Origin of the sequence: Allobosea sp., from assembly GCF_030694325.1 — a bacterium.
GTDB lineage: Bacteria > Pseudomonadota > Alphaproteobacteria > Rhizobiales > Beijerinckiaceae > Allobosea.
On record NZ_JAUXYO010000042.1, the window covers coordinates 1 to 10,875 of the forward strand.

9 protein-coding genes are annotated in these 10,875 nt (G+C 70.1%); 3 read left to right on the forward strand and 6 right to left on the reverse strand.

Features of this window, described 5'->3' with window-relative positions; all coding sequences use genetic code 11:
- Positions 1-223: 223 nt before the first annotated feature.
- From Q8M82_RS02045 to Q8M82_RS02060, 4 genes are all read right to left on the reverse strand, one after another.
- Positions 224-1,723, reverse strand: coding sequence for a 6-hydroxynicotinate reductase (locus tag Q8M82_RS02045; protein WP_305689723.1), 1,500 nt, complete (start codon positions 1,721-1,723; stop codon positions 224-226).
- Positions 1,724-1,755: 32 nt separating this feature from the next.
- Positions 1,756-4,566: a molybdopterin-dependent oxidoreductase gene (locus Q8M82_RS02050; protein WP_305689715.1), complete on the reverse strand. Its 2,811-nt coding sequence runs from the start codon at positions 4,564-4,566 to the stop codon at positions 1,756-1,758.
- Entirely contained in the window at positions 4,563-5,441 is an 879-nt protein-coding gene (locus tag Q8M82_RS02055; protein WP_305689716.1) for an FAD binding domain-containing protein, read from the reverse strand. The genes Q8M82_RS02050 and Q8M82_RS02055 overlap by 4 nt, the downstream gene beginning before the upstream one ends.
- 97 nt (positions 5,442-5,538) lie before the next feature.
- Positions 5,539-6,033 (reverse strand): MarR family winged helix-turn-helix transcriptional regulator, encoded by a 495-nt coding sequence (locus Q8M82_RS02060; protein WP_305689717.1) that lies wholly within the window; start codon positions 6,031-6,033, stop codon positions 5,539-5,541.
- Between the two features lie 157 nt (positions 6,034-6,190).
- Here Q8M82_RS02060 and Q8M82_RS02065 point away from each other — a divergent pair, with 157 nt between their 5' ends.
- From Q8M82_RS02065 to Q8M82_RS02075, 3 genes are all read left to right on the forward strand, one after another.
- Positions 6,191-7,381, forward strand: a complete 1,191-nt coding sequence (locus Q8M82_RS02065) for an amidohydrolase family protein (RefSeq protein ID WP_305689718.1) — start codon at positions 6,191-6,193, stop codon at positions 7,379-7,381.
- Positions 7,382-7,392: 11 nt separating this feature from the next.
- The gene (locus Q8M82_RS02070; RefSeq protein ID WP_305689719.1) at positions 7,393-7,980 is read left to right on the forward strand and encodes an amino acid synthesis family protein; all 588 of its coding nucleotides are present in this window, start codon (positions 7,393-7,395) and stop codon (positions 7,978-7,980) included.
- 121 nt (positions 7,981-8,101) lie between these two features.
- Complete coding sequence (locus tag Q8M82_RS02075; protein WP_305689720.1) at positions 8,102-8,686, forward strand: amino acid synthesis family protein; 585 nt, start codon at positions 8,102-8,104, stop codon at positions 8,684-8,686.
- Positions 8,687-8,841: 155 nt separating this feature from the next.
- On the opposite strand, the gene Q8M82_RS02080 is transcribed toward Q8M82_RS02075, so the two are convergent.
- Both Q8M82_RS02080 and cueR read right to left on the reverse strand, forming a co-directional pair.
- Positions 8,842-10,263 (reverse strand): M20 family metallopeptidase, encoded by a 1,422-nt coding sequence (locus Q8M82_RS02080; protein ID WP_305689721.1) that lies wholly within the window; start codon positions 10,261-10,263, stop codon positions 8,842-8,844.
- Between the two features lie 119 nt (positions 10,264-10,382).
- Positions 10,383-10,790 carry a Cu(I)-responsive transcriptional regulator gene (gene cueR, locus Q8M82_RS02085; RefSeq protein WP_305689722.1) on the reverse strand — a complete coding sequence of 136 codons (408 nt, stop codon included), beginning with the start codon at positions 10,788-10,790 and terminating at the stop codon, positions 10,383-10,385.
- Between the last annotated feature and the right edge of the window lie 85 nt (positions 10,791-10,875).

Genomic DNA, 10,875 nt, shown 5'->3' on the forward strand with positions numbered 1-10,875 from the left:
CGGGAGCGCCGAAGGCCGCGATGACGAGATCGCTCGGGCCCTCCTGCAGATGCAAGCGGTTGCCCGGCAAGCGGGCGACGCGGTGAGCGCCCATGGAGCGCCTTGCATTCTCAGCCCTCATCCTGAGGAGTGCCGCAGGCACGTCTCGAAGGATGCTCCAGAGCACGCTGGACCATCCTTCGAGACGCCGCTTCGCGGCTCCTCAGGATGAGGGCTGAAGGGATCATGGACCGAAGCCCCGCCGCAGCGGCCAGGGGTTCTCCGCCGCGCCGCCCTCGATCCGGGCCTGGCCGCCATGGGCGCGCAGGACCTCCTCGACCGGCACGATCTCCTCGGCATGGCCGCCGCAGGCGAGATAGAGCTCGCGCGGCAAGGTGAACTCGATCGGCGCGACGATGGCGGGCGTCGGGACATAGCCGAAGGCGTTCTTCGGCATGCGCAGCACATCGACCATGACGGTGATGCCACCGCCGGGCCAGACATAGACCGGTGCGCCGCCCATGGTGACGCGCGTCGTGCCACCCTGGACCGAGCGGGTGAGCAGGATCGGGTTCTCGGTGACGCCGGCGCGCAGCGAGCCGCCGGCCCCGGCGACGAAGAGCACGCTGCAGAGCGACGGCTCGCAGTTCTCGCCGATGCGCTCGACGACCTGGCGCACGGCGGCGGGCATCTCCGCCTCCACCGGCAGGAGGTTCTCGTCGAGGATGCAGTAGAGCGAGTCCTCGCCGGTGGTCGAGGTCATCAGCAGCCGCATGCCGGGCCAGGCAGTGCCCGGGTCGATCTTCTGGATGATCGAGAGCGGGTCGGTGATGTCGGTGCCGCCCCAGCCCAGCCCGGGCTGCGCGACCTGGAAATAGCGGCCGGGCGTCGATTTGCGGCCGCGGACGCGGATGCCGGCCGGCTTCATGTCGAGGACGCGGCCGGCCTGATGCTCGGTCAGCACGCCGGTGAGGTGGTCGTCGACGACGATGACCTCGTCGACATGGCCCTGCCATTGCTGCGCAAAGATGCCGATCGTGGCCGAGCCGCAGCCGACGCGCATGCGCGTCTCGGGCTTGCCGTCGACAATCGGCGCCTGGCCGGCCTGGACGACGACGCCATGGCCGCCATCGATGGTGAGCTCGACCGCCTCGCCATTGCCGAGCTTCAGCATCGTCTCGCAGGTGGTGTTGCCCTCCTTCTTGGAGCCGCCGGTGAGATGGCGCACGCCGCCGATGGAGAGCATCTGCGAGCCGTATTCGGCGGTGGTGACATGGCCGACCTGCTCGCCATTGACGCGGATCGCCGCCGTCTCCGGGCCGAGATGGCGATCGGTGTCGATCTTCACCTTGAGGCCGCAATAGGAGAAGATGCCCTCGGTCACCACGGTCACCGTATCGACGCCCTCATGCTGCGACGAGACGATGAAGGGGGCGGGCTTGTAGTCGGGATAGGTCGTGCCCGAGCCGATGCCGGTGACGAAGACGCGCTCCGCGGGCAGGATCGAGCCGTCCCAGTCCTGCGCATTCTCGGCAAAGGCGACGAGGGGCTGGCCCTCCTCTACCGCTTCCGCCAGCAGCACGACCGGGTCGGTCCGGATCAAAAGTCCGTTCTCGTTGGCATAGCGCGAGCAGGCGCCGGAGCGGCCCGGCCGGATCCGGCAGAGCACGGGGCAGGCATCGCAGCGGACGATGCCCTCATCGCCCTCGGCGACGCCGAATTTGCGCGAGCGCTCGGCGAGCACGCTCTCCGGTGTCGCCGTCGGGTTGATCTCGTTCACGAGCGACCCTCCTTGGCGCGCAGCAACTCCCAGAGCCGGTGCGGCAGCACGGGCACCTGGCGCGGCGTGACTCCGGTGGCATGGCGGATTGCGCCGAGGATCGCGGGCGCGGTCGGGACGAGCGCCGGTTCGCCGATGCCCTTGGCGCCCGACGGGCCGAGCGGCTCGGGATCCTCGACCAGGATGATGTCGATCGGCGGCACGTCGCCTACGGTCGGGATCAGGTAGTCGTGCAGGTTCTCGGTGCGGCCGGGGAGGTATTCCTCCATCAGCGCCAGCCCGATGCCCTGGGCGATGCCGCCATGGATCTGGCCTTCGACCAGCATCGGGTTGATCGCGCGGCCAACATCGTGTGCGGCGACGATGCGGTTGAGCCTGATCGTGCCGAGATCGAGATCGACATCGAGCGAGGCGATCTGCGCGGCGAAGCCATAGGTGGCGTAGGGCACGCCCTGGCCCATCGCGTCGAGCGGAACGGTCGGCGGGTCGAAGGAGCCGATCCCCTCCAGCACCGTGCCGTCGGCCTGGGCGGGCAGGGCGGCGAGGTCGATGTGCGCGACGACGCCGTTCTCCGCGACGGTGACGCTCGTCCCCTCCAGGGCCAGCCGGGCCGATGGTCCGGCATTGGTCAGGCGCAGGATTTCTGCGCGCAGTGCGGCGGCGGCCGCCTCGGCGGCCCGGCCGGAGACGAAGGTCTGGCGCGAGGCGGAGGTCTTGCCGGCGTCGAAGGTGAGCGCCGTGTCGCCGAGCACGAAATCGAAGCGGTCCACCGGAAGGCCGAGCGCGTCCGCCGCGATCTGGGTCAGGACCGTGGTCGAGCCCTGGCCGATATCGACGGCGCCGTTCCAGAAGGTGAGGCGGCCATCCCGCGACAGCGTCACGCGCATGGTCGAGGGGTTCGACATGCCGGTGTTGCCGATGCCGTACCACATGCAGCCGATGCCGACGCCGCGGCGGGTGCGGCCCTCGAGCGCGTTGAAGGCGGCGGCATCCGCCAGCAGCCGCTGCCAGTGCGGCTTCAGCGCCTCCAGGCATTCGGCGAGGCCGGCGCTGGCTTCGAGACGCTGTCCCGATGGTGTCGTGTCGCCGGCGCGGATCGCGTTGATCAGGCGGAACTCCAGCCGGTCGAGGCCGGCGGCCGCGGCGAGATCGTCGAACAGGCTCTCCTGGGCGAGCGCCGCCTGCGGCACGCCGAAGCCGCGGAAGGCGCCCGAGGGCGGGCCGTTGGTGTAAATCGCCCGCGAGAGATTGCGGACATGGGGCACCTTGTAGGGCCCGGTCGCATGAACCGGCACGCGGCCGGCGACCGTCGGCCCCCAGGAGGCATAGGCGCCGGTGTCGAAATCGCCCGCCATCGCATAGGCGACGAGGCGCCCTGCCGCATCGCAGGCGGCCTTCGCCTGGATCGAGGAGGGATGGCGCTTGGTCGAGGATATCATCGATTCGATGCGCGAGAAGATGCAGCGCACCGGCCGGTCCAGCACCCAGGCCGCGACCGCGAGCATCGGCTGCAGCGAGACGTCGAGCTTGCCGCCGAAGCCGCCGCCGCAGGGGGAGGGCAGGATGCGGACGCTCTCCAGCGGCAGACCGAGCACGCGGGCGACCTCGTCGCGGTCCATATAGGGCGCCTGCGTGCAGGCGAAGATCTCGATCGTATCGCCGATGCGCTTGGCATAGCCGGCTTCGGGCTCGATATAGGCGTGCTCGACGAAGCCGGTCTCGAAGGCGCCATGCGCGACATGGGCCGCCTGCGCGAAGCCCGCCTCGACATCGCCGCGCTCGACGCGGCCGCGCGTCAGCACGTTGTCGGGCACGAAATCATGCAGGGTGAAGGCGCCCTCGGCCAGCGCCGCGGCGCTGCCGACCATCGCCGGCAGGGGCTCCCAGGCGATCGGCATGTCGTCGATGCTCAAGCGCTCGACCGCCTCCTTCTCGCCGACCACCGCCAGCACGCATTCGCCGCGATAGCGCGTCTCGGCGATCGAGAAGACCGGCTGGTCCTTGAGGTGCGGATAGATGCCGAAGGAGTTTTCGCCCGGCACGTCCTGCGCCGTGAAGACCCGTACCAGCCCGGGCCGCGCGGCGACGAAGGCCTCGAGATCGCCCAGCGTGAAGCGCGCGCGCGGATGCGGGCAGCGGATCGCGCGCAGCCAGAGCGCATCGTCGGGAGCGCTGTCGGCGCCATAGCGCTCGGAACCGGCGACCTTGGGCGCGCCGTCGAGACGGGCGAGGCGGCTACCGATCGAAGCGCATTCCCCCCCCACGAGGGGGGAGAGGGCGCGCTGAGGTTCCGCTGGCTCATCGAAAAAGCGATGCGCGTCGCGTACCGCCTCGACGATCTTGAGATAGCCGGTGCAGCGGCAGAGCACGCCGCCGAGCGCGTCCAGCGTCTCGCGCTCGCCCGGCTGCGGGTTGCGCCGGAGCAGATCATAGGCCGCCATCAGCATGCTGGGCGTGCAGATGCCGCACTGGGCCGCGCCATGCGCCTGGAAGGCCTGCTGGAGCGCGGCGCCGATCGCGGTCTGCGCCAGCCCCTCGACGGTCAGCACATCGCGGCCGGCGATCTGGCCGACCGGGACGAGGCAGGCACAGGCCTGGGCCTCGTCGATCAGGACGGTGCAGGCGCCGCAATCGCCGGCATCGCAGCCGACCTTGGTGCCGGTGGCGCCGAGACTCGTGCGCAGAACCTCGCTGAGGCGGCTGTCGGAGGCATCGTCCAGCGCGACATCGGCGCCGTTGAGCCGGAAGGTGATGCCGTCAGTGCCATCGGCGCTGGCGGTGAGGGCGGAGCGGTCATGGATGTTCACGCAGCGACCTCCATCGGCTTGTCGGCAAGCTGGGCGAGCGCCCGGCGTACCAGCACGAGCGCCGCATCGCGGCGATAGGCGGCGCTGGCACGGACATCGTCAATCGGCGACAGCGCCGCGAGGTCTTCGGGCTGGACGAGGGCGGCGAGATCGCCCGCCGGCCGGCCGACGAGCTTCGCTTCCAGCGTGGGCAGGCGCCGCGGCGCAGCCGAACAGGCGCCGACGGCGATGCAAGCGTCCGTGACTTTGCCCGTGTCGTCGGTGGCGACGACAGCCGCGACGGAGGCGATGGAGATGACGAGATAGGCCCGCGCGCCGAGCTTGAGGAAGATCGAGCGGGCGCTCTCGGGCTGGGCAGGGACGTGGATCGCGACCAGGATCTCGTCGGGCGCCAGCGCGGTGCGGCGGTTGCCCAGCACGAAGTCCGCGAGCGGCAGGCGGCGCCGACCGCGCAGGCTCGCCAGTTCGACCTGCGCGTCGAGCGCCAGGAGCGGTGGCACGCCGTCGGCGGCCGGAGATGCGTTGCAAAGATTGCCACCGATCGTGCCGCGATTCTGGATCTGGACGCCGCCGACCTGCCGGCTGGCCTGTTTCAGGGCGTCGAAGGCGGGCGGGAGCGCCGCCTCGGCGATGGCGCTCCAGGTCGTACCAGCCCCGATGCGGGTTCCCGCCGCGTCATGCCGGACGCCCGACAGCTCCGGGACTGCGCCGAGGTCGAGCATGTCGCGGTCGAAGGGCTGGAACCAGGCGCTCCTGTGGGTGCGAACCGGGTAGACGTCGGTGCCTCCGGCCAACGGCGTCAGCGGCACGCCGCCGGCCTGCGCGCGGAGCGCCAGCGCCTCGTCCAGCGTGGTGGGCCGCAGATAGCGTGCCATGGCCAGCTCCCCTCGAATGTGACGATCCGGAACCCTCGCTGATTATTGTTAGTATACAAACAAGGTGGCGCAAGCGGATTTTGCGGGCAGGCCCTGCTCAATCGAGACGCGCGAGAAGCGCGAGAAGACGTTCCGCCTCCTCGCGGGAGAGCGGCGAGAGCGTCGCGGCCGTAATGGCGCGGGCCTTCTCGGTCAGGGCAGGCATCGCCTCCAGCCCGGCCGGGGTCAGGCGGACGCGGACGCGGCGCTGGTCGTCGGGGTCCGGCCGGCGCTCGACCAGCCCCCGTTCGGCCAGGCGCGCGATCACGCCCTTGATGGTCGCGGGGTCCATCGCGGTCATCCGCCCGAGCTGATTTTGGGAGATTTCCTCACCCGCGCCGAGCTTGGCCATGGCGGCGAACTGGGTCGGCGTCGGCCCATCCTCGCCCATGATGCGCTGGAAGATCGCGATGTGGCGCTGCTGCGCGCGCCGCATCAGGAAGCCGACCTGCTCCTCCAGCACATAGGTCTCGGCCGGCTTGCGGCTGCGTCTGGCGGCGTCGGGGGTTGGCTCGCCATCGAGCTCGGCGACTGGGGACTCGGTGCGCGTCATGGCTGTATCCTAGCCTCCTCGGCGGCGTGCCTCCGGGCGCAAGCCGGCGACCTCGCGAGGGCCTTGCCAGCGGCGGCGGGCCTCTCCATGATTGTTATTACACATTCAATCGCCGCCTGTCCCGTGGGGTGCCGGCGGGAGGGCTGCGGAGATCCAGATGGCTCACGACGTCGCGGCGGGACCCGCCAAGGGCAAGCTGGTGATCCGGAATATCGGGCTCCTGCTGTCGGGCGATCTGGCGCATCCGATCCTCGATGCCGACGCGATCGTCGCCGTCGACGGGCGCATCGCCGCGATCGGCAAGGCCGCCGATCTCGATTGCTCCGGCGCCGACAGCGTGATCGACGCGAAGGGTTCGGGCCTGTCGCCGGGGCTGATCGATTCCCATTGCCACCCGGTCTTCGGCGACTGGACGCCGCGCCAGAACCAGCTCGGCTGGATCGAGATGGGGGTGAATGGCGGCGTCACCACGCTCGTCTCGGCCGGCGAGGTGCATCTGCCGGGCCGGCCGAAGGATGCCGTCGGCGTCAAGGCGCTGGCGGTCACGGCGCAGCGCTGTTTCCAGAACTTCCGGCCCGCCGGCGCCAAGGTGATCGCGGGTGCGCCGGTCGCGGAACTCGATTTCGGCCGCGAGGTTTTCGAGGAGCTGAAGGCGCTCGGCATCCGGCATATCGGCGAGATCGGTCTCGGCACCGTCGCCAAGGGGCCTGATGCCAAGCGCGTGGCCGACTGGTGCCGCGAGATCGGGCTCGAATCGATCATGCACACCGGCGGCCCCTCCATCGCCGGTTCGCATTTCGTCAATAAGGACGACGTGCTGGAGGCCCAGCCCGACGTCGTCAGCCATATCAATGGCGGGCCGACCTCGATCGGCCATGGCGACATCCGCATCCTCTGCGAAAGGGCCAAGGGCGCGCTCGAGGTCGTCCATAACGGCAACGAGAAATCGGCGCTGGTGGCGCTCGAGGCGGCGCGCGAGGCCGGGCGGCTGGCGGATGTGCTGATCGGCACCGATGCGCCAGCCGGCTCCGGCGTCCAGCCCAACGGCATGCTGCGGATGATCACGCTGTTGTCGAGCCTCGGCGGACTGCCGGCCGAGCAGGCCTTCTGCCTCGCCACCGGCAATGTCGCGCGCCGGCGCTCGCTCGATGCCGGGCTGATCGCGGTCGGCTATCCCGCCGACTTCGTCTTCCTCGACAAGCCCCAGCATTCCTCGGGCAAGGGCCTGCTGGAGGCGGTCGCCCTCGGCGATATTCCCGGCATCGGCATGGTGGTGATCGACGGGCTGGTGCGGACCGGGCGCTCGCGCTCGACGCCGCCGTCGCACAGCGCCCCGGCCGTGGTCTGAAGGATAGTCCCATGAGCGTGCTCGTCGAGATCCGCCGCATCCAGACCACCGTCGAGGAGATCTTCCACGAATTCGGCCCCTTGCCCGGCCGGACCGAGCGCATCGCCTCCGTCTGCGTCGTGCTGACCAACCCCTATGCCGGCCGTTACGAGCCCGACATCCTGCCGACGATGGAGGCGCTCAAACCCGCGGGGCTGGAGATGGCGACGCGCTGCCTCGATGCGCTCGGCGGCGATCCCACGACCGTCGAGGGCTATGGCAAGGGTGCCGTCGTCGGCTCGGCTGGCGAGCTGGAGCATGGCGCGCTCTGGCATGTGCCGGGCGGCTACGCGATGCGCGAGATCCTCGGCAACGCCAAGGCGATCGTGCCCTCGACCAAGAAGGTCGCCGGGCCTGGCGCGCGGATCGACATCCCCGTCACCCATATCAACGCCTGCTATGTGCGCAGCCATTTCGGCGCGGTGGAGGTCGGTGTGCCGGGCTCGCCCCAGGCCGACGAGATGGTGCTCATCCTCGTCATGACCACGGGCGCGCGGATCCATGAGCGCGTCGGCGGCCTGCGCGCCGACCAGATCAGCGTCTGGGACGGGCAGCGGTGATGACTGACGTCATTCTCGGGCGGAGCGCAGCGCAGACCCGAGAATCTCTCGCGGGAGATGGTCGGCTCAAGGCCGACCATGACGTGCCTCTCGATTTCCTTCACTGACGCCGGAGCCCATCATGCCCGCGACCATCCGCAAGATCCTCACCCAGGTCGACGAAACCCTGATCGAAGGGGGGCAATCCGTCTCGCCGCCGACGCGGCGCGCCGTCTCGGTCGCCGTGATCGCCAACCCCTTCGCCGGGGGCTACCGCGACGATCTCGGGGAGCTGACCGAGATCGGCGTCGAACTGGGCGATCTCCTGACCAAGCGCTGCCTCGCGGCGCTGGGGATCGAGCCCGGCCAGGCCGAGAGCTTCGGCAAGGCGGCGATCGTCGGCGAGGGCGGCGAGCTGGAGCATGCCGCGGCGATCCTGCACCCGAAGCTGGGGACGCCGGTGCGCGCCGCGCTCGGCAAGGGCCCGGCGCTGATTCCCTCCGCCAAGAAGCGCGGCGGGCTCGGCACGCCGATCGACGTGCCGCTCGGCCACAAGGACGCGGCCTATGTGCGCTCGCATTTCGACGCCGTCGAGGTGCGCGTGACGGACGCCCCGCGCGCCGGCGAAATCCTGGTCGCGATCGCGGTCACCGATTCCGGCCGGCCGCTGCCGCGCATCGGTGGGCTGACCAAGGACCAGATCAAGGGCGAGGACGGGCTGCGGTAGCGGCCCTTCTCCACGACCTCACCGTCATCCTGGGCGGCCCAAGGCTGTCCCGGGATCCATGGAAGGGCACCGGCGGTGCCTTATGATGGATCCCGGCCTGCGCCGCTACGCGGCTTGTCCAGGATGACGATGCCTCCTCGAGAGAGGCGAGACGCTCACCCGCCGAGCGACATCGTCAGCGGCGGCTTGACCTCGGGCGGGAGCGGCGAGGTGTAGCCCTCCGCGCCCAGGCGCTTCTTGTGGTCGGCCTTGGCGGCGGCCATCAACGCCGGATCGAGCAAGACGGCGGCGCCGGTCGCCGCCATCGCCTTGGCGACATGGACCATCGCCTTGTGGGCGGCCGGCGTCTTGCCCTGGGCGACGACCTGCCAGGTGTGGAAGGGCGTGCCGATCGCCACCGTCGGCGCATGGGCCTGCACGGTCGGGACCGCCCAGCTGACATCGCCGATATCGGTCGAGCCGATCGCCGGGTTGCGCTTGGCGTCCATCGGCACGAGGAAATCGGCCAGCGGCGCGCCGGTGTCGTCCATGCCGATGGTGCGCCAGATCGAGGCGATCTCCTGCGGCTGCAGGGTTTTACGGATCTCCTGGGCGAAGGCGCGGTCGGCGTCGTCGAAATGCGGCGGGCCGAGCTCCTCCATCACGCCATGCATCGCCTGCTCCAGCGGGGTGTTGCCGAGCAGGTCGGAGACGGCGCTGACGATGCGCATCTCCATCTTGGTTTCCGTCATCAGCGCGGCGCCTTCGGCAATCTTCTTCACGCGCTGGACGAGTTCGAGCATACCGCGCAGATCGCGGGCGCGAATGGAGTAGCGGACGCGCGCATGGGCCTGGACGACGTTGGGAGCGATGCCGCCGGTGTCGAGCACGGCGTAATGCACCCGGGCGTCGCTGGGCATGTGCTCGCGCATGTAGTTGACGCCGACATTCATCAGTTCGACGGCGTCGAGCGCGCTGCGGCCGAGATGGGGCGCGGCGGCGGCGTGGGCCGTGCGGCCGGTGAAGACGAAATCGGCGCGGGTGTTGGCGAGCGCCAGCGGCGGCGCCACCTCCCACCAGCTCGACGGATGCCAGGAAATCGCGACATCGGCGTCGTCGAAGGCGCCGGCACGGACCATGAACGCCTTGGCCGCACCGCCTTCCTCGGCCGGGCAGCCATAATAGCGCACGCGGCCGGGCAGCTTGTTCTCGGCGAGCCAGTTCTTCATTGCCACGGCGGCGAGCAGCGCGGCCGAGCCCAGCAGATTGTGGCCGCAGCCATGGCCGTGGCCGCCGGTCTCGACCGGCGAATGGCTGGCGACGCCGGCCTCCTGCGACAGGCCGGGCAGTGCGTCGTATTCGCCCATGAAGGCGATGACGGGTCCGCCTTCGCCGGCCTCGCCGATCACGGAGGTCGGGATATCGGCAATGCCCTTGGTGACGCGGAAGCCTTGGTGCACGAGCTCGGCTTCATGCTCGGCGCAAGAGCGGGTTTCGGTGTAGCAGACCTCGGGCATGCCCCAGACCCGCTCGCTCAGCGCGATCAGGCGCTCCTTGTTGGCATCGACGTGGCGCCAGAGATCGTTTCGGTTGTCCATGATGGTCCTGCCTTGGTCAGGCCGGCATATGATCAATCGCGCCCCGTCCCGTCCAGCAGGCAGACGCATGGCCGGGACGATTCCAGGGCAGCTTCATGCACGGCCGGCAGGCTGCTCCATCAGCAGCAGGCGGTGGTGGGCGGCGCGGCGAGATCGCTCAGGATCGGGCAGTCGGGCCGGCCGTCGCCCTGGCAGGTCTCGGCGAGATGGCGCAGCGTGTCGGCCATGGCCTGCAACTCGGCTGCCTTGGCCTCGAGATCGCGGACATGGTCCATAGCGAGGCGCTTCACATCGGCGCTGGCGCGGCTCTTGTCGCGCCAGAGAGCCAGAAGCGCGCGCGTTTCGTCGAGCGAAAAGCCGAGATGGCGGGCGCGGCGGATGAAGCGCAGCGTGTGCAGGTCGTCGCCAGCATAGACGCGGTACTGCGCCTGCGTCCGCTGGGGGGCCTCGATCAGCCCGATGCTCTCGTAGTAGCGGATCATCTTGGCGCTGACGCCCGAATGCCGCGCCGCTTCGCCGATGTTCATGGCGTCGTTTCCTCCGCTTCCGCCGGCTGCGCCTTGGCCGGGCGCGGGGTCGGGTCGATGGCGCCGCGCAGCGCCTCGATCGGCG